Genomic DNA, 18,819 nt, shown 5'->3' with positions numbered 1-18,819 from the left:
GTTACCGATCGGTGCTACTTGCCCGTATCTACCCCAATTCCCGTGCGGCCACCACCCCCCGCGCAGCACCGGCCGGGAGCACGGGCACGTCGGCTCACCCGATCGGGTGAGGGACCAATCCGGCTCACCACCCGCTCCGAATGCCCTGTGTGAAACGGAACTGGATGCGCGAGCTGCTGCTCGGCGCGGTGAGCGGAGAACTGGCGGCTGCCGTCTCGCTCGCCGCCGCCGAGCTGGTGGCCATCGCCGTCGGACCACAGGCGTCGCCGGTGACGGCGATCGGCGGAACGGCGATCGACGCGACTCCGGTCGAGGTGAAGAACTGGGCGATCCGGCACTTCGGCACCTCCGACAAGCTGGTGCTGCAGTTGGGCATCGTGGCCGCGCTGGCGTTGTTCGCCGCGGTCATCGGCGTGATCGCCGTCCACCACCGGCCGGCGGGAGTCGCCGGTGTGGCGGTCTTCGGCGCGGTCGGCGCGGTGACGGCGGTCCGGCGGCCGGTGGGGGTGTGGACGGACGCGTTTCCCTCGCTCGTCGGCGCACTGGCCGGGGCGGCGGTGCTGTGGGTGCTGGCCGGCCGGATCCACGGCCAGGGCCCGCCTGCCACGGACGACGCCGGGAGCCCAGTGCGGCCCGTCGGTGCCTTCGACCGGCGCGGGTTCCTGGTCGCCGCGTCCGCGGCCGCCGCGTTCTCCGCCGTCGGCGGCACCGTCGGACGGCGGCTGAACTCCACCGATGCCGCGGCCGTCGCGTCCCGCGACTCCGTGAAACTGCCCGCCCCGCAGTCGGCGGCGGGGCGGGTACCCGCGGGCGCCGATCTCCGGATCCCCGGGATGCAGCCCTTCACGACACCCAATCCGTCCTTCTACCGGGTGGACACCGCCCTCACCGTTCCCCAGGTGAATGCCGACACCTGGCGGCTGCGGATCCATGGGAAGGGCGTCACCGAGCCGCTGGAGTTCAGCTATCAGGACCTGCTGCGGCGCCCGCTGATCGAGCGGGACATCACCCTGACCTGTGTGTCCAACGAGGTCGGCGGACCGTACACCGGCAACGCCCGGTGGATCGGGGTGCCGCTCGCCGCACTCCTGAAGGAGGCCGGGGTCCGTCCGCCGTCCGCCGGCGGACCCGCCGATCAGCTGGTGGCGCGCTCGGTGGACGGGATGACGCTCGGCAGCCCGGTCGAGACGGTCCTCGACGGCCGGGACGCGATGCTCGCGGTCGGGATGAACGGCGAGCCGCTGCCCTTCACCCACGGTTTCCCGGTCCGGATGCTCGTCCCCGGACTCTACGGCTACGTGTCGGCCTGCAAGTGGCTGACCGACCTGGAACTGACCACCTTCGCCGACTTCGACGCCTACTGGGTCCGGCGCAGCTGGTCCCCGCAGGCCCCCATCAAGACGTCGTCCCGGATCGACACCCCCCGGCCCTTCGCCTCCCTGAAGGCGGGACCCGTGCCCGTCGCGGGCGTCGCCTGGGCCCAGCACCGGGGCATCGACAAGACGGAGGTGCGGATCGACGGGGGTGCGTGGCAGGCCGCCAGGCCCGCCACGGAGGACACCGCCGACACCTGGCGCCAGTGGTCGTACCTCTGGGACGCCAAGCCCGGTTCGCACCGTATCGAGGTCCGCGCGACGGACCGCACCGGCCGGACCCAGACCGGCGACCGGCAGGGCACCGTGCCCGACGGTTCGACGGGCTGGCACTCGGTGGTGGTCACCGTGGAGTGAGCTCCACGCACCACGTCACCGGCACTTCCACCCATCACCACCCGGTCCCACCGGGAACCCTCATGAGGAGATCTGTCATGTACACCACCACCCGTATCCGTCGTATCGCCCTCGTCTCGGCCGCGGCCGCTGTCCTCGCCGTCACTGCGTCCGCCTGTTCCGACAGCGGCAGCGGTAGCGCCGGCGACAAGAGCAGTGCCGCGCAGACCACAACGGCCATGCCGCCGTCGTCCTCCGCGGGCGACACGACGAACGCGTCCGCTCCCTTCGGCCCGGCCTGTGCCGGTGTGCCGAAGGAGGGCAACGGAAGCTTCGACGGTATGGCGAAGGACCCGGTGGCCACCGCCGCGTCGCACAACCCGGCGCTGTCCACCCTAGTCACCGCGGTGACGAAGGCCGGTCTCGTCGACACCCTCAACAGCGCGCAGAACATCACCGTCTTCGCGCCCACGAACGACGCCTTCGCCAAGATCCCGAAGGCCGACCTGGACAAGGTGCTGAACGACAAGGCCACGCTCACCAAGATCCTCACCTACCACGTGGTCGGCCAGCCGCTGACCCCGAACCAGCTCAACAGCGGTATGTTCCCCACGCTGGAGAAGCAGTCCCTCATGACCAAGGGTTCCGGCGAGTCCTACAAGGTCAACGACACGGCCAACGTGGTCTGCGGCAACGTGAAGACCTCGAACGCCAACGTCTACATCATCGACACCGTCCTGATGCCGCCGGTTTCCTGACCGGAACGGCCAATCCGCCGGGGCCCCGGCTACGAATCAATGGTGACAACCATTGCTCGGAGGTGCGCATGCACGCGGTAGCCCGCGACAACGGACCCGTGGCGCCGGGCCCCGGAAGCCTGGAGACCCTGCTCGAACGGGTCTCCAGGGGGGACCAGCAGGCGTTCGACAGCGTCTACACAGCCGTTGCCGGTTCCGTTCTCGGGCTGGCCCACCGCGTGCTGCGCGATCCCGCGCAGTCCGAGGAGGTCACCCAGGAGGTACTGATCGAGGTGTGGCGCAGCGCCGCCCGCTTCGACGCCGGCCGGGGCAGTGCCATGGCCTGGATCATGACGCTCGCCCACCGGCGGGCGGTCGACCGGGTGCGCTCGGCACAGGCCTCCGCCGACCGCGAGCAGCGGGCCGCGGCCCGCGACCACTCCCCCGCCTTCGACGAGGTGTCGGAGCAGGTCGAGCGGCGGCTGGAGCGCGAACAGGTGCGCCGCTGCCTGGGACAGCTGACCGAACTCCAGCGTGAGTCGGTGAACCTGGCCTACTACCGGGGATATACCTACCGGGAAACCGCCGATGTGCTGGGAACGGCACTCGGCACGGTCAAGACCCGTCTCCGGGACGGGCTCATCCGTCTGCGGGACTGCTTGGGGGTGACGTCGTGAACGATTCCGCCGATCTGCACACACTGACCGGCGCCTACGCGTTGGACGCCCTCTCCCCCGCGGAGGCGGCGGAGTTCGCCCGGCATCTCGCCGAGTGCCCCGCCTGCTCCCAGGAAGTGCGTGAGCTGCGGGAGACCGCGACCCGGCTGGCCTTCGCGGTGGCGCAGGTGCCGCCGCCAGGGCTGCGGGACCGCGTCATGTGGTCGCTGCCCGAGGTACGGCAGCTGCCGCCGCTGGTCGTCGAACCCGTCGTGGTGCCGTTGCGCGGCCCGCGCTGGCGGCAGCGGCTGCCCTATCTGGCCGCCGCGGCCTGTCTCGCCATCGCCGCGGGCGCCGGGGTCTGGGCCGTCCAGGCCCAGCGGGACGCCGACCGGGCACGGGACGGCAACATCCAGGCGGAGCAGCGCGCCTCCGACCTGGAGACGCTGATGGCGGCGCCCGATGCCACCCTGCGGACCGGCTCGATGCGGGGCGGCGGCGGGGCGACCGTGGTCTCCTCCCAGCGGCTCGGACGGACGGCGTTCGTCTACCACGACCTGCCGCCGCTGGGCACTGCGCGGGTCTACCAGCTCTGGTACAGCCAGAACGGCTCGATGATCCCGGCCGGTCTCGTCACTCCGGGCCGCACCGACGGCGCACAGCTCCTGGCGGGCGGCCCGAGGGGCGCCGACGCGGTCGGGGTGACGGTGGAACCGTCCGGCGGCTCACCGACCCCGTCGGGACCGCCGGTGATGGTCGTACCGATCCCTTCCTGACCGGATCGGACCGGAACGGGGCAGGGCAGGGCAGGAAAAAACCGGCCGGGGCGCACCGCACATGCGCCCCGGCCGGTGGAGGGTGGTCCGTCGGTCTCAGAGGTCCAGGCCGGTCAGGACGAGGACCCGCTCGTAGGTGTAGTCGGCCATGGCGTACGAGACGCCCTCACGGCCGACACCGGAGTCCTTCACGCCGCCGTACGGCATCTGGTCCGCGCGGTAGGAGGGCGCGTCGCCGATGATCACGCCGCCGACCTCCAGCTCGCGGTGGGCCCGGAAGGCGGTCTGCAGGTCGTGCGTGAACACGCCGGTCTGCAGGCCGTAGTTCGAGTCGTTGACGGCCGCGAACGCCTCGTCGGCGCCGTCGACCTTCTGCAGCGACAGGACCGGGCCGAAGACCTCCGCGGTGGCGAGGATCGCGTCCGCGGGGATCTCGGTGAGCACCGTCGGGGCGTACGAGGCGCCCTCGCGGGTGCCGCCGGTGAGCAGCTTGGCACCCTTGGCGACCGCGTCGTCGACCCAGGACTCGACGCGCTTCGCGGCGTTCTCGTCGACCAGCGGGCCCACGTCGGTGGCGTCGTCGGACGGGTCACCGGTGACCTGGGCCGCGACCTTGGCGACGACCTTCTCGGCGAGCACGTCGAAGACCGACGCGTCGGCGATGACCCGCTGCACCGAGATGCAGGACTGGCCGCCCTGGTAGTTGGCGAAGGTGGCGATACGGGTGGCCGCCCACTCCAGGTCCTCCTCGGAGGACCAGTCGGCCAGCACCACGGCCGCGGCGTTGCCGCCCAGTTCGAGGGTGGTGTGCTTGCGCGGCACCGAATCCATGATCTGGTAGCCGACCTTGTCGGAACCGGTGAAGGAGATCACCGGCAGCCGCTTGTCCTGCACCAGGGCCGGCATCCGGTCGTTGGGGACCGGAAGGACGCTCCAGGAGCCGGCCGGCAGACCCGTCTCGGCGAGGATCTCGCCCAGCACCAGGGCCGACAGCGGGGTCGCCGGGGCGGGCTTGAGGATGATCGGCGCGCCGACCGCGATCGCCGGGGCGACCTTGTGGGCGACGAGGTTCAGCGGGAAGTTGAAGGGCGCGATACCGAGCACGGTGCCGCGCGGGAAGCGCCGGGTCAGCGCCAGCCGGCCGACGCCGCCGGCGTCGGTGTCCAGCCGCTGCGCCTCGCCGCTGTTGAAGCGGCGGGCCTCCTCGGAGGCCCAGCGGAACACCGACACGGCCCGGCCGACCTCGCCGCGGGCCCACTTGATCGGCTTGCCGTTCTCGGCGGTGATCAGCCGGGCGATCTCCTCGGTGCGCTCCGCGAGCCGCTGGGCGACGAGGTCGAGCGCGGCGGACCGCACGTGGGCCGGGGTCGCGGCGAACTCGGCCTGGACGGCCTCGGCGGCCGCGACGGCCTCTTCGACCTGGGCCTCGGTGGGAACGCTGACCGTGCCGACGACCCGGCCGTCCCACGAGTTGGTGACGTCGAAGCTGTCCTCGCCGGTCGCCTTGCGGCCGGCGAGCCAGAATGCGGTGGGGGTGCTCACAGCGGCCCGGCCCTTCCGATGGGGTGGTGATCCCGATGGGTGGTGATCGATCACGTACGTCCACGGTAGGCCGGGCGGGGCGCGGGGGCGTTTGTCCACTGCGGAGTACCGCTCGTGGCGGGTACTCCGTTGTGTCACTCGCCGGGCGGCAGCGTCTTCATCGCCAGCCACAGCTCCATCCGGACGTCGGGATCGTCCAGCGAGCGGCCGAGGATCTCCTCCACGCGGCGCATGCGGTAGCGCAGGGTGTGCCGGTGAACGCCCAGGTCGGACGCGGCCGCGTCCCACTGGCCGTGCCGCGAGAGCCATGCCTGGAGGGAGGCGACGAGGTCGCCGCGGCTGGTCGCGTCGTGCTCGCGCAGCGGGCGCAGCAGCCCCTCGGCGAACGCCCGGACCGCGTCGTCGCCGAGCAGCGGGAGAACCGATCCTGCACCGACCTCGCCGTGCTCGACCAGGTTGCGGCCGCGCCGCAGCGCGACGGCCAGCGCCCGTTCCGCCTGCCGGTTGGCGTCCGGCAGCTCCGCCACCGGGACGGCCCCGGACAGCCCGGCGGCCAGGGTGTCGTCGGCCTCGGCGAAGTCGGTGCAGGCCTTGAGCACGGCCGAACCGTCGGCGGCGAGCACCACCAGCCGGGGGCCCTCCCGTACGGCGATGACCGGCTCGCCCGAGCGGGCGCCGGCGGCCTCCGCGCGCTCGGCCAGCAGCGCCACCGAGTCCAGCGCCACCGCCGGGCGGCCGGTACGGGCGGCGGGCCTGGCCGTCTTCACGGGCTTGGCGGTGAGTTCTGCGGGCTCCACGACGAGCAGCCGCACCGGCTGCGCCAGCAGGTCGCCGTAGAGCCGGCCCGCGACGGTACGGGCGTGCTCGCTCTCCCCGGTGAGCAGCATCCGCAGCAGGGCGGCCGCGAGCCGCTGCTCGGTGTCCTGGAGCGCCCGCGACTGCTCCAGGGAGAGCGTGAGCAGCGCGACGGCGGCGTGCACGACATAGCGGGCGGGGGTGTCGAGGCGCTCCTCGGTGCCGACGGCGAGAAACCCGCGGGCCCGGCGCGCGGTGCCCAGCGACTGCAGTTCGACACGGTCCTCGGTGCCCGCGGGGCCCGCCACGGCCGCGCTGGCGGGCGCCGGTTTGTCCCGCAGCCGGTCGATCTCGCCGGTCAGCCGGGCGGCGCGGCGGCCCGCCCACTCGGGGGCGGCGGCGAGCACCGCGCCGGACGCGTCGTAGAGCGCGGCCCAGCCGTTGAGGTGGTGCGCGAGCCGGCCGAGCAGCGCGGAGGTGCCGTCCGGGGCGAGGGCCGCCCGGGTCAGATCGCGCTGGGCCTCGAAGCCGGCGGTGACGGCCTGGTACTGGTCGGCCGCGACCGCCGCCGACACGGCCTTGCTGATCGCGATGAACGGCGTGCGGCGCGGCACTTCGAGCAGCGGCAGATCCAGTTCCGCTGCGGCGTCGACCAGCGCGGGCGGCACCGCGTCGTGCCCCACCCCGACGCCGAAGCCGAGCCCGACCACCCCGGCGTCCGCCAGCCGCCGCACGTAGCCGCGCAGGCTGTCCGGGTCGTCGACGGCGAGTTTGAGTCCGGTGGTGAGCAGCAGTTCGCCGCCTTCGAGATACGGTCCCGGGTCGTCCAGCTCGCTGGTGTGCACCCAGCGCACGGTGGCGTCCAGATGGTCGCCGCCGGCCAGGACCACGAGCTTGAGTGCCGAATGGTGGACGAGAGAGGCGAGAGTGAGGGGCATGACGCGCTGTCGCCTCCGGCGGGGGCTTCCGGCGGCGCCGGCGGGGTCGCGGGGACCCACCGGGCCCGGAAGGCCCAAAGGACTCGGGTTTTGGCCGACCGGTAGTGGTGACCGGTTCCGATTCTGCCTCACCGTCCAGATCCCGGCATCAGGCGTCCGATATCGGACGTGCGATGTCAGGAATCAGGTGTCGGACAGCCGGGAGCAGGCGTCAGGCGTCAGCCGCGGAGGTCGACCAGTATCGGCGGGGCGTGCTCGCCGTCGGTGGCGGTGAGCGAGACGACGGCATGCCCGGCCGGCACCGAATGGGCCAGCTCGGAGGCGGACCAGCGCTCACGCTCGACGCTGCGGACGGTCACCGACTCGGTGGTGACGGCCTCCCCGGTGAACAGCCGCCGCACCCCGCGGTTGAGGCGGCGCAGCAGACCGCCGGACTGGTCGGGCGTACGCGTCACGTCCCGGGTCTCGACCCAGGTGGTGCCCCAGGCCTCGGCGAACCGCTTCCCGTCCCACGTGGTGATCCCGGACAGCGCCATCCGGCAGCCGACCGCGCCGAGCAGCGCGGTGCGCAGCGCCTCGGGGACGTCGTCGAGCGTCCGCAGCGCCAGCACGGCCCCGGCGTTGGCGGACCGCAGCCGCTGCAGTCCGCGCACCGACTCTCCGGTGATGGTGTGCGCGGCGTCGTCGAGGACCAGGCAGGCGAAGAGCGACCGGTCGCGGCGGCCGGTGACCGCGGCGGTGAACTGGGCCAGCACGAGCCGCGCGAGGATCCGGGACGCCTCGGCGTGACCGCGTTCGGGCAGGTCGATACGGACCCGCAGCGGGTGCTCCAGGGTGTGCATGGAGAACGGCCGGGTCCGGCCGGTGACGTCGAAGAAGCCCGCGAAGGCCGGCCGGTCGAGCAGCGCGATCCGGTCGGCGAGCAGGGTGCCGATGTCGTCGGGCCGCCCCGCCTGCCGCTGCCGTGCCTCCAGCTCACGGACCGGACCCGGCTCCCCGGCCAGGTCCAGCGCGCCGCGCAGCGCGGCGAACGCGTGCGGGATGCCGTCGAGCAGCTCGCGCAGCTCGGTCACGGCGGGGAAGCGCCCGTGGGCGGCGCGGTAGGGGCCGAGCAGCTGGGAGAGCGCGGTGGCGGCCCGCCGGATGTCGGCCTCGTGCGTGGGGCCGTCGTCGATGAGCGCCTCGGCGAGGGTGCTCCCGGCCGCGTCCGGGTCGGGGCTGCCGCCGTACAGGTCCAGGTCGTAGCGCGAGGAGGGGTCGCCGAGCGAGATGACGACGTCGAACGCGTCGGCCGGTCCCAGGTCGGTGCCCGCGGAGCCCACGGCGATCACCGCGGCGGTGCCGGACAGCGCCTGCAGGCACAGCGACTCGACGACCGGCCGGACCAGCTGCCGGGTCTTCCCCGAGCCGGGCGGGCCGACGGCGACCAGGCCGGTGCCGAGCAGCGACGGGTCGAGCGCCAGCCCCGCGCCCCGGTGCTGGTACGGATTGCGGTCGTCGGCCGGCGCCAGGCCGATCCGCACCTGGCCGCCGAGCAGATCGTGCGTCGCGGAGCGGAACGGCAGATCGCGCGCGCCGGAAGGATGCAGACACGCCGCGGCGCCCTGCCGCAGCACGGTGTCGGCGAACGCGTCGATCCGCCGCGGGTCCGCCAGTACCGACGTCCAGGCCCGCTGGATCCGCGTGTAGTCGACGTCGTTCATCCGCCCGCTGCGGATCTCGCCCGCGAGCCGGTCCGCCACCGCGTGCTGCCCGGCCGCCCGCAGCTCGGGCCACTGGACGGGATCGTCCTCGACGGGCTGCCCGTCGGGCCGCAGCCCCGGCTGCGCCGGCTCGTCCCACAGCCGGCTCAGAGCGGGCGCGGCATACCGGCGCCAGACGTCCGGCCAGTGCCCGGCCCGGCCGAACACATAGGCCAGCAGACCGATCCAGATCAGGTAGTAGGTGTTGGAGACGATCGTGTAGGCGACCCGGTCGCCGGTGTACGCCCAGTCGTCCGGGATGAGCCAGAACATCGGCTTGAGCCAGAGGCTGCCGAAATAGTTCCAGAGCAGCGACCAGACCAGCAGCCCGCACAGCAGGGCCAGCAGCGCGCCGCCGATCAGCCGGCGGCCGGCGAGCCGGCCCGGGTCCTCCGGGGGACGCGGGACGTGGCCGTACGCGAAGATCCCCGGGGCGTCGTGGTGGCGCGGGGTGCGCAGCCAGGTCTCCAGCGCGGACACCGGTGGCGCCTGTGGCATCGGCGGCGGTCCCGCCGGCCTCGGTACCGGGGTCGCCGGCGCGGCCTTCCGGAATCCCTGCGTACCCTCGATATCCACTACCGGCCGCCCCTCAGCCTCGTCGCCAGCGACGGAACCCAATGTAGTGGAGCGGACACCGGTCCATAAGGATCATGGCGCTTCGCGAGGCGCGGGTGCCGAAATCGGCCGCCAGGACTACGGTCTGCCGGGAAGCGGACTGTCCGCCGTGTCGAATGATCACCCGCCACTGCGCCCTATCGGAGTAAGCGGGTCCGCGCGGCCCCCGCTTAGCCTGCGGGAAAAGCCCGTGGACATATAAGAGGAGTACGCCCGCCATGACCGAACTGTCCCAGGAGCGCCGGCTCGTCACCTCGATCCCCGGCCCGAAGTCGCAGGAGCTGATGGCCCGCAAGGTCGCCGCGGTCCCCAACGGCATCGGCGTCACCCTCCCCGTCTTCGTGACGCGCGCCGGCGGCGGCGTGCTCGAGGACGTGGACGGCAACTCGCTCATCGACTTCGGCTCCGGCATCGCGGTGACCTCGGTCGGCAACAGCGCCGAGGCCGTGGTGCGGCGGGCGACCGCGCAGCTCGCGGACTTCACCCACACCTGTTTCATGGTGACCCCGTACGAGGGTTACGTCGAGGTCGCCGAGCAGCTCAACGAGCTGACCCCGGGCGACCACGACAAGCGCACCGCACTGTTCAACTCCGGCGCCGAGGCCGTCGAGAACGCGGTGAAGATCGCCCGCTCGTACACCAAGCGCACCGCGGTCGTCGTCTTCGACCACGGCTACCACGGCCGCACCAACCTGACGATGGCCCTCACCGCCAAGAACATGCCGTACAAGGAGGGCTTCGGGCCGTTCGCACCCGAGGTCTACCGCGTACCGCTGGCCTACGGCTACCGCTGGCTGACCGGCGCCGAGAACTGCGCCGAGGAGGCGGCGGCCCAGGCGATCGACATGATCACCAAGCAGGTCGGCGCCGAGAACGTGGCCGCGATCGTGATCGAGCCGATCGCGGGCGAGGGCGGCTTCATCGAGCCGGCCAAGGGCTTCCTGCCGAAGATCGCCGAGTTCGCGAAGGCGAACGGCATCGTGTTCGTCGCGGACGAGATCCAGACCGGCTTCTGCCGCACCGGCCAGTGGTTCGCCTGTGACGACGAGGGCGTCGTCCCGGACCTGATCACCACCGCCAAGGGCATCGCGGGCGGTCTGCCGCTCGCCGCCGTCACGGGCCGCGCCGAGATCATGGACGCCGCGCACGCGGGCGGCCTCGGCGGCACCTACGGCGGCAACCCGGTGGCCTGCGCCGCGGCGCTCGGCGCGATCGAGACCATGAAGGAGCTCGACCTCAACGCCCGCGCGCGGCGCATCGAGGAGGTCATGAAGGGCCGTCTGCACGCGATGCAGGAGAAGTTCGACGTGATCGGTGAAGTACGCGGCCGCGGCGGCATGATCGCCGTCGAGCTCGTGGAGCCGGGCACCAAGACCCCGAACGCCGCGGTGACCGCCGCCCTGGCGAAGGCCTGCCACGCCGAGGGCCTGGTCGTTCTGACCTGCGGCACCTATGGCAACGTGCTGCGTTTCCTGCCGCCGCTGGTCATCGGCGAAGATCTCCTGAACGAGGGCCTGGACATCATCGAGGAGGCCCTCACCCGGGTGTGACTCCCGGTGTAACTCTGGGTAAGGGGGCGGCATCGGTGAAGAAGGTGTGCGGGCCTGATGGCGGAGGGGTAATCGCTCTCCCGGCAGCCTCGCCGGTGACGTACGGTTTCCGCAGATACACCGCACCATCCCGCTCGTGGGTGACCATGGGCGACACCGCGCCGGCGACCCCCCATTGCCGGCACAGCAGTGCCCTCGCGCACGACAGCGCCGGAACGAAGCGTTTCGGCACTCTTCGCCGATCGATCGACCGCTCGTCCCAAACCCCCCGGGCCGAGCGGCACGGAGATCGACCTGGCCGCCTCGGAACTCTCCCCCCTGTTCCGGGGCGGCCGATTTTTGCCCTGAACCTGGTCCTGGCCGTCAGCCTGCTGCTCTTCGCGCTGATCACCTGGCAGGTCGTCGCCGGTGGCCCGTTGGTGGACGCCGACCGGTGGCTGCTCCGGCGTTTCCAGCACGCCGCCGCGCGGCACCGGAGCCTGCACGGCACCGGGCAGTTCTTCTGCGACCTCGGCAACGCGCAGATCGCGGTGCCGCTCCTCGCCGCCGCCATCGGCGCAAGCGCCTGGCGCGGCCGCCGGGCCGGGCTGTCGCGGTGGTGGGCGCGCCCGCTGGCCGCGGCGCTGGCCATGGCCGCGGTCCCGCTGATCGTCAGCGTCACCAAGACCCTCGTCGCCCGCCCCTCCCCCGGCCACCGCCGCCTCGGCCCCGGCTCCTACCCCGGCTTCTTCCCGTCCGGGCACACGGCGTCGGCGTCGGTCGCCCTCGGCGCCGCCGCCCTTCTCGTACTCCCGCTCGTCCGGAACGCCGCCCTGCGACGGCTGCTCGCCGCCGCGGTCCTGCTGGTGGTGGCCGCCGTCGGGGTGTCGCTGGTGTGGTGCGGGTACCACTGGCCGCTGGACGTCCTGGGCAGCTGGTGCCTGTGCGCGGCGCTGCTGTCGGGAGTGGCCATGACCCCGGCCGGCTCATCCGACAGCAGCGCCGGCCAGGCCCGGAGGACGGACCTGCCCGGCGCTGACGGCTAGCGAGCGGTTCAGCTGTTCGTCGGGAAGCCCAGGTTGATGCCGCCGTGGCTCGGGTCCAGCCAGCGCTGCGTCACCGCCTTGCCGCGGGTGAAGAACTTGACGCCGTCCTCGCCGTAGGCGTGCGTGTCGCCGAAGAGCGAGCTCTTCCAGCCGCCGAAGGAGTAGTAGGCGACCGGGACCGGGATCGGGACGTTGATGCCGACCATGCCGACCTCGACCTCGTACTGGAAGCGGCGGGCCGCGCCCCCGTCGTTGGTGAAGATCGCGGTGCCGTTGCCGTACGGGCTGCTGTTGATGAGCTCCAGACCCTCGTCGTACGAGTCGACCCGCACCACGGACAGCACCGGGCCGAAGATCTCGTCGTCGTACACGGACATGCCCGGCTTGACGTTGTCGAAGATCGTCGGGCCGAGCCAGAAGCCATCGGCGGTGTTTTCGCCCGAGATCGGGTGCTTGCGGCCGTCGACGGTGAGCGTGGCGCCGTCGGCGAGGCCCGCGTCGAGGTAGGAGGTGACCTTGTCGCGGTGCACGCCGGTGACCAGCGGGCCCATCTCGGAGTCGCCGTTGCAGCCGGGGCCGACCTTCAGACCGGCGATGCGCTCCTTGATCTTCTCGACGAGCTCGTCACCGACCGGGTCGACGGCGACGAGGACGGAGATGGCCATGCAGCGCTCGCCTGCCGCGCCGAACCCGGCGTTGACGGCGGCGTCGGCCGCGAGGTCGAGGTCCGCGTCGGGCAGCACCAGCATGTGGTTCTTGGCGCCGCCGAGGGCCTGGACGCGCTTGCCGTAGCTGGTGCCGGTCTCGTACACGTACCGGGCGATCGGCGTGGAGCCGACGAAGGAGACCGCCTTGATGTCCGGGTGCTCCAGCAGGCGGTCGACGGAGACCTTGTCACCGTGCACGACGTTGAAGACGCCGTCCGGCAGACCGGCCTCCTTCCACAGCCCCGCGATGAAGTTGGCGGCCGAGGGGTCCTTCTCCGAGGGCTTGAGGACCACCGTGTTGCCCGCGGCGATGGCGATGGGGAAGAACCACATCGGCACCATGGCCGGGAAGTTGAACGGGGAGATGATCGCCACCGGGCCGAGCGGCTGGCGGATCGAGTAGACGTCGACACCCGTGGAGGCCTGCTCGGTGAAGCCGCCCTTCGACAGCTGCGGGATGCCGCACGCGTACTCGACGACCTCGATACCGCGGGCGATCTCGCCCAGCGCGTCCGAGTGCACCTTGCCGTGCTCGGAGACGATGATCGAGGCCAGCTCGTCACGGCGGGAGTTGATCAGCTCGCGGAAGGCGAAGAGCACCTGGCTGCGCTTGGCCACCGACGCGCTGCGCCAGTCGGGGAACGCCTCGACAGCGGCGCTGACGGCCTGGTCGACCTCACGGATCGACGCGAAGTCCACCTGTCCGGTGACCGCCCCGGTGGCCGGGTCGTACACATCGCCGCGCCGCTCCGCGGTGCCGGTCCATGCCTGGCCGGCGATCCAGTGGGTGATGTTCTTGGTGGACACGGGGGGACCCTTCTCTCGTAAGCCTGCTGCCAGTCTTGCGAGGGCATGGCGAGGCGTACAAGCAGCAACGTGTCGGCGGCGCGTCGCGGGGCCTTACAGATCGTCGGACAGCCGGTGTCCGCGGAAGGATTCCGGGCCGGTTCCGGAGGGAACCCGAGCGGAGTCCAGGGGGAACCCAGGGGGGAATCCGGGGATCCCGGCGGGTCAGCCGTCACCCGCGAGCTGCGCGACGGCCTCGTGCATCGCCAGTTCCAGAATCACCGGATCGGTGAGGTGCCCGGTGCCGTCGGGCGGGATGAGCCAGCGGACGCCGCCGGTGGCCCGGCCGGGGTAGGGGACGACGATCCAGGTGCCGCGGCCCGCGCTGCGCACACCGGTGGCGATCCAGCGGGCGGCCGTTCCCGGAGGTACGAAGAACCCCATGCGGGAGTCCCCGAAGTCGGACAGGACCGGCCCGGGCCGGTCGACGAGCCGGGTGAGCACGTCCAGGGTCGGATAGCCGAGCTCGCCCGCCAGGATCAGAACGTCCCAGAGCCTGCCGGCGGGCAGCAACGTCACCCCGAGGGGGTTGCGTTCCCAGTCCCACCGGCAGGCCTCCGGATCGGGTGCCGCGGATACCAGCCATTCGACCGCACTCTTCGCACCGGCGCTGCCCATGCCGGTTCCTCCGTTCCGTGAAGCTGATACTGCTGACACGGAAGAGAGGGCCGGAAGCGCGGATCATTACGCGGGTTCGGCTACTGATTGGTAGTGCGGCGGCTCACGGCCTCCGGGCAGGGGTGCGCCTGGGGGCGCGAGGCGCACACGACGAGTGCCCCCGGGCGCACTCCCCCAGGTCGTGTCGTCGAATGACCCGACGACGGTCCCTAGCTGTCGAAGCCCAGTCCCGCCTTGTCCATCGCCTTCAGCCACAGGTTGCGCCGGCCTTCGTTGCGGTCGGCGCGGTCCAGCGACCACTTCGTGAGGCCGATCCCGACCGAGGTGAACGGCTCGGGCGGGAACGGCATCGGCTTGCTGCGGACCATCTTCAGTTCGGTGCGTTCGGTGCGTTCGCCGGACAGCAGGTCGAGCATGACGTCCGCGCCGAAGCGGGTGGCACCGACGCCCAGGCCGGTGTATCCCGCCGCATAAGACACCTTTCCGCCGTGGGCGGTTCCGAAGAACGCCGAAAAGCGCGAACAGGTGTCGATGGCGCCGCCCCAGGTGTGGGTGAAGCGCACGTCCTCCAGCTGCGGGAAGCAGCGGTAGAAGTGCTGGGCGAGCTTGAGGTTGGTCTCCGGGCGCTGGTCGCGCTCGGCGGAGAGCCGGCCGCCGTAGGGGTAGATGGCGTCGTAGCCGCCCCACAGGATCCGGTTGTCGGCCGAGAGCCGGAAGTAGTGGAACTGGTTGGCGCTGTCGCCCAGTCCCTGGCGGTTCTTCCAGCCGATGGAGGCGAGCTGCTCCTCGCTGAGCGGCTCGGTCATCAGCGCGTAGTCGTACACCGGGACGATGTACGGCCGTACCCGCTTGACCAGCGACGGGAACACGTTCGTGCCGAGCGCGACCTGCCGGGCGAAGACCCGGCCGTACGGGGTGCGGACGGCCATGCCGGCGCCGTTCGCGGTGAGCGCGGTGGCGCGGGTGTGCTCGTGGATGCGGACACCCAGCCCGAGGCAGGCGCGCTTGAGGCCCCAGGCGAGCTTGGCCGGGTGCACCATGGCGACGCCGGTGCGGTCCCACAGCCCGCCGAGGAACGTCGGGGAGTCGACCTCGGCGCGCACCTGGTCCTGGTCGAGCAGTTCCAGCGCGATGCCGTGCTCCATCGCCTGCCCGGCGGCCTCGTGCAGTTCCTCGAGCTGGTGCGGCTCGGTGGCCACGTCGATCTCACCGGTGCGCTCGAACTCGCAGTCCAGGGAGTAGCGGGCGACCGCCGCCTCGATCTCGTCGAGGTTGCGGTCGCCCAGCTCCTCCAACCGGGCGAACTCGCCGGGCCAGCGGGTGAGTCCGTTGGACAGCCCGTGGGTGAGGCTGGCGGCGCAGAAGCCGCCGTTCCGCCCGGAGGCGGCCCAGCCGATCTCGTTGCCCTCGATCAGCGCCACGTCGCGCGACGGGTCGCGCTCCTTGGCGAGCAGGGCGGTCCACAGCCCGGAGTAGCCGCCGCCGACGACCAGCAGGTCGCAGTGCTCGTCACCGGTGAGCGCGCCGAGCGGCTGCGGCTTGCCGGGATCCTCCAGCCAGAAGGGTGTCGGCCGCGCGTCTGCGAGCGAACGGGCTGGGTCCATCTGTTCTCACACCTTTTGGTGATCGGTTCGGTTCCGGTCGATCGGGTACGGACGTGCGGTGTTACGCGCGGGCCTTGCGCCGGCTGCCGAGCAGCTGCCCGGCGACGACGACGAGGACCGCGATCACGAACATCGCGGTGCCGATCACATTGATCTGCACCGGGGTGCCGCGTTGCGCCGAGCCCCAGACGAACATCGGGAACGTCACCGTCGAGCCGGCGTTGAAGTTCGTGATGATGAAGTCGTCGAAGGACAGGGCGAAGGACAGCAGGGCGCCGGAGGCGATACCGGGTGCCACCAGCGGGAGGGTAACCCGCAGGAAGGTCTGGAGCGGGGAGGCGTACAGGTCCTGCGCGGCCTGCTCCAGGCGCGGGTCCATGCTCATCACGCGGGCCTTGACCGCGGTGACGACGAAGCTCAGGCAGAACATGATGTGCGCGATGAGGATGGTCCAGAAGCCGAACGGGACGCGCATGTTGAGGAAGAGCGTCCCCAGCGAGGCGGCCATCACGACCTCGGGCATCGCCATCGGCAGGAAGATCAGCATGTTGGTCGTGCCGCGCGCCTTGAAGCGGTAGCGGGCGAGCGCGAAGGCGATCATCGTGCCCAGCACCGTCGCGCCGATCGTGGCGTACAGCGCGATCTGCAGGCTGAGGCCGAGCGAGCCGCACATGTCGGCGACGTCGCAGGGGTGCTCCCAGGCGTCGGTGGAGAAGCGTGTCCACTCGTAGTTGAAGCGCCCGTTCGGCTTGTTGAACGAGAACACCATGACGACGAGGTTCGGCAGGATCAGGTACGCGAGGCAGAGCACACCCGCGAAGACCACCAGGTTCTTCCGTATCCAGCGCATCAGACCAGCTCCTCCGTTCCGGCCTTGCGGATGTAGAACATGACCATCGCGAGGATCACCGCCATCAGGATGAAGGACAGGGCGGCGGCCGTCGGGTAGTCGAGCACGCGCAGGAACTGGGACTGGATGACGTTGCCGATCATCTTCTGGTTGGTGGTGCCCAGCAGTTCGGCGTTGATGTAGTCGCCGGTCGCCGGGATGAAGGTGAGCAGGGTGCCCGCGACCACGCCCGGCATGGACAGCGGGAAGGTCACCTTGCGGAAGACTGTGAAGGGCTTGGCGTACAGGTCGCCGGCCGCCTCGTGCAGCTTGCCGTCGATGCGCTCCAGCGAGGTGTAGAGCGGCAGGATCATGAAGGGCAGGAAGTTGTACGTCAGACCGCAGATCACCGCGAGCGGTGTGGCCAGTACGCGGTCGCCCTGCGTGATGCCGAGCGAGGACGTCAGATCCAGGATGTGCAGCTGGTTGAGGGTCTGCACCACGAATCCGCCGTCGGCCAGGATCGTCTCCCAGGCGAGGGTGCGGATCAGGAAGCTGGTGAAGAACGGCGCGATGACCAGGATGAGGATGAGGTTGCGCCAGCGGCCGGCCCGGAAGGCGATGGTGTACGCGAGCGGGTAGCCGATCGCCAGGCACAGCACGGTCGCGATGGCGGAGTACTCGAACGAGCGCAGGAACTGCGGGTAGTACTCGGTCAGCGCGTCCCAGTAGGTCGCGAAGTGCCAGGTGACCTTGAAGCCCGCTTCCAGCGAGCCGGTCTGCACGGACGTGGACGCCTGGTAGATCATCGGCGCCACGAAGAACACCAGCAGCCAGGCGATGCCCGGCAGCAGCAGCCAGTACGGCACCCGGCGCTTGCGCCCGGCGGCCCGGCGCATCGCGGCCGGGACCGGCGCCGGGGTCTCCGGCGGGGCGGGCGGCCGGTCGGTGACGGTGCTCATGCGGCTTCCACCTCCTGCACACCGGCATCGATGTCCTGGGCCGCGTCGAGGCCGAAGGTGTGCGCGGGGTTCCAGTGCAGGACGACGGGGGCGCCGGGCACCAGCCGCGAGTCACGGTCGACGTTCTGCACGAAGACCTCCAGCTCCGGGCAGACCGGGCTGTCGATCACGAACTGGGTGGAGACGCCGATGAAGCTGGAGTCGACGATGCGGCCGGGTATCCGGTTGCGCCCGTCGGCGATCGAGTCCTCGTCGTCGCGGTGCGCGACGGATATCTTCTCGGGGCGCACGCCGGCCAGCACCCGGCCGCCCACGGCCGTCTTCGCCGAACAGCGCGCGGTGGGCAGCGCGAGCTTCTGGCCGCCCGCGACGAGCAGCAGATCGTCGCCCGAGGTGCCGGTGACCTCGGCCTCGATGAGGTTGGAGGTGCCGAGGAAGTTCGCGACGAACGTCGATCCCGGGTTCTCGTACAGGTCGGCGGGGGCGCCGAGCTGCTCCACCCGTCCGCCGTTCATCACCGCGACGGTGTCGGCCATGGTCATGGCCTCCTCCTGGTCGTGGGTGACGTGCACGAAGGTGATGCCGACCTCGGTCTGGATGCGCTTGAGCTCCAGCTGCATCTGGCGGCGCAGCTTGAGGTCCAGGGCGCCGAGCGGCTCGTCGAGCAGCAGCACCTTGGGGTGGTTGATGAGAGCGCGGGCGACCGCGACGCGCTGCTGCTGGCCACCGGAGAGCTGGTTCGGCTTGCGGCGGGCCATCGAGCCCAGCTCGACGAGCTCCAGCATGTCCTCGACCTGCTTCTTCACCGACTTGATGCCGCGCCGGCGCAGGCCGAAGGCGACGTTCTCATAGATGTCCAGATGCGGGAAGAGCGCGTAGTTCTGGAAGACGGTGTTCACCGGGCGCTTGTACGGCGGGAGGGCCGTGACGTCCTCGCCGGACAGGGACACGGTGCCGGAGGAGGGGTCCTCGAGGCCCGCGATCATGCGCAGGGTCGTGGTCTTGCCGCAGCCGGAGGCGCCGAGCAGGGCGAAGAAGGAGCCCTGCGGGATGGTGAGGTCGAGCGGGTGGACGGCGGTGAAGGCGCCGTACCGCTTGCTGATCCCGGAGAGGATGACCTCGCCGCCGGAGGAGTCGTGTGTCATGGGGTCGCTTCCCGTAAGTCGTC

General features: G+C 71.4%; 15 protein-coding genes. 6 read left to right on the top strand and 9 right to left on the bottom strand.

The features are described 5' to 3' along the window. Positions 1-164 precede the first annotated feature (164 nt). From C8250_RS30575 to C8250_RS30560, 4 genes are all read left to right on the top strand, one after another. Complete coding sequence (locus C8250_RS30575) at positions 165-1,730, top strand: molybdopterin-dependent oxidoreductase (protein WP_232485866.1); 1,566 nt, start codon at positions 165-167, stop codon at positions 1,728-1,730. Positions 1,731-1,807: 77 nt separating this feature from the next. Beyond that, positions 1,808-2,467: a fasciclin domain-containing protein gene (locus C8250_RS30570; RefSeq protein WP_138356704.1), complete on the top strand. Its 660-nt coding sequence runs from the start codon at positions 1,808-1,810 to the stop codon at positions 2,465-2,467. A gap of 68 nt (positions 2,468-2,535) precedes the next feature. After that, a complete protein-coding gene (locus C8250_RS30565; RefSeq protein WP_138356705.1) occupies positions 2,536-3,123 on the top strand; it encodes a sigma-70 family RNA polymerase sigma factor in 588 nt (195 codons plus the stop codon). Continuing rightward, positions 3,120-3,878, top strand: coding sequence for an anti-sigma factor (locus C8250_RS30560; RefSeq protein ID WP_138356706.1), 759 nt, complete (start codon positions 3,120-3,122; stop codon positions 3,876-3,878). Before C8250_RS30565 ends, C8250_RS30560 begins: the two co-directional genes overlap by 4 nt. A gap of 96 nt (positions 3,879-3,974) precedes the next feature. Here C8250_RS30560 and C8250_RS30555 read toward each other — a convergent pair whose 3' ends face one another. From C8250_RS30555 to C8250_RS30545, 3 genes are all read right to left on the bottom strand, one after another. Then, positions 3,975-5,420 (bottom strand): aldehyde dehydrogenase family protein, encoded by a 1,446-nt coding sequence (locus C8250_RS30555; RefSeq protein ID WP_138356707.1) that lies wholly within the window; start codon positions 5,418-5,420, stop codon positions 3,975-3,977. Positions 5,421-5,554: 134 nt separating this feature from the next. Then, on the bottom strand, positions 5,555-7,153 hold the full coding sequence (locus C8250_RS30550; protein ID WP_138356708.1) for a PucR family transcriptional regulator: 1,599 nt from the start codon (positions 7,151-7,153) through the stop codon (positions 5,555-5,557). Positions 7,154-7,371: 218 nt separating this feature from the next. Then, positions 7,372-9,393 carry an ATP-binding protein gene (locus tag C8250_RS30545; protein WP_232485857.1) on the bottom strand — a complete coding sequence of 674 codons (2,022 nt, stop codon included), beginning with the start codon at positions 9,391-9,393 and terminating at the stop codon, positions 7,372-7,374. A 335-nt stretch (positions 9,394-9,728) separates the two neighbouring features. On the opposite strand from C8250_RS30545, the gene gabT reads away from it, so the two are divergent. Together gabT and C8250_RS30535 are read left to right on the top strand one after the other, a co-directional pair. Beyond that, entirely contained in the window at positions 9,729-11,060 is a 1,332-nt protein-coding gene (gene gabT, locus C8250_RS30540) for a 4-aminobutyrate--2-oxoglutarate transaminase (RefSeq protein ID WP_138356710.1), read from the top strand. A 146-nt stretch (positions 11,061-11,206) separates the two neighbouring features. Next, complete coding sequence (locus C8250_RS30535) at positions 11,207-12,085, top strand: phosphatase PAP2 family protein (RefSeq protein WP_138356711.1); 879 nt, start codon at positions 11,207-11,209, stop codon at positions 12,083-12,085. An 8-nt stretch (positions 12,086-12,093) separates the two neighbouring features. Here C8250_RS30535 and C8250_RS30530 read toward each other — a convergent pair whose 3' ends face one another. The 6 genes from C8250_RS30530 to C8250_RS30505 form a co-directional block, all read right to left on the bottom strand. Beyond that, entirely contained in the window at positions 12,094-13,599 is a 1,506-nt protein-coding gene (locus tag C8250_RS30530) for a CoA-acylating methylmalonate-semialdehyde dehydrogenase (RefSeq protein WP_138356712.1), read from the bottom strand. A 204-nt stretch (positions 13,600-13,803) separates the two neighbouring features. Continuing rightward, complete coding sequence (locus C8250_RS30525; RefSeq protein ID WP_138356713.1) at positions 13,804-14,256, bottom strand: hypothetical protein; 453 nt, start codon at positions 14,254-14,256, stop codon at positions 13,804-13,806. A 209-nt stretch (positions 14,257-14,465) separates the two neighbouring features. Continuing rightward, positions 14,466-15,860, bottom strand: a complete 1,395-nt coding sequence (locus C8250_RS30520) for an FAD-dependent oxidoreductase (protein ID WP_138356714.1) — start codon at positions 15,858-15,860, stop codon at positions 14,466-14,468. Positions 15,861-15,921: 61 nt separating this feature from the next. Then, positions 15,922-16,710 carry an ABC transporter permease gene (locus C8250_RS30515; RefSeq protein WP_138356715.1) on the bottom strand — a complete coding sequence of 263 codons (789 nt, stop codon included), beginning with the start codon at positions 16,708-16,710 and terminating at the stop codon, positions 15,922-15,924. Next, on the bottom strand, positions 16,710-17,651 hold the full coding sequence (locus C8250_RS30510) for an ABC transporter permease (protein WP_138356716.1): 942 nt from the start codon (positions 17,649-17,651) through the stop codon (positions 16,710-16,712). Before C8250_RS30510 ends, C8250_RS30515 begins: the two co-directional genes overlap by 1 nt. Then, positions 17,648-18,796, bottom strand: a complete 1,149-nt coding sequence (locus C8250_RS30505) for an ABC transporter ATP-binding protein (protein ID WP_138356717.1) — start codon at positions 18,794-18,796, stop codon at positions 17,648-17,650. The genes C8250_RS30510 and C8250_RS30505 overlap by 4 nt, the downstream gene beginning before the upstream one ends. Positions 18,797-18,819: the final 23 nt, after the last annotated feature.

The organism is Streptomyces sp. So13.3, assembly GCF_005860785.2.
GTDB classification, from domain to species: Bacteria; Actinomycetota; Actinomycetes; order Streptomycetales; family Streptomycetaceae; genus Actinacidiphila; species Actinacidiphila fildesensis.
This window is presented reverse-complemented; position numbering and strand designations above follow the sequence as displayed.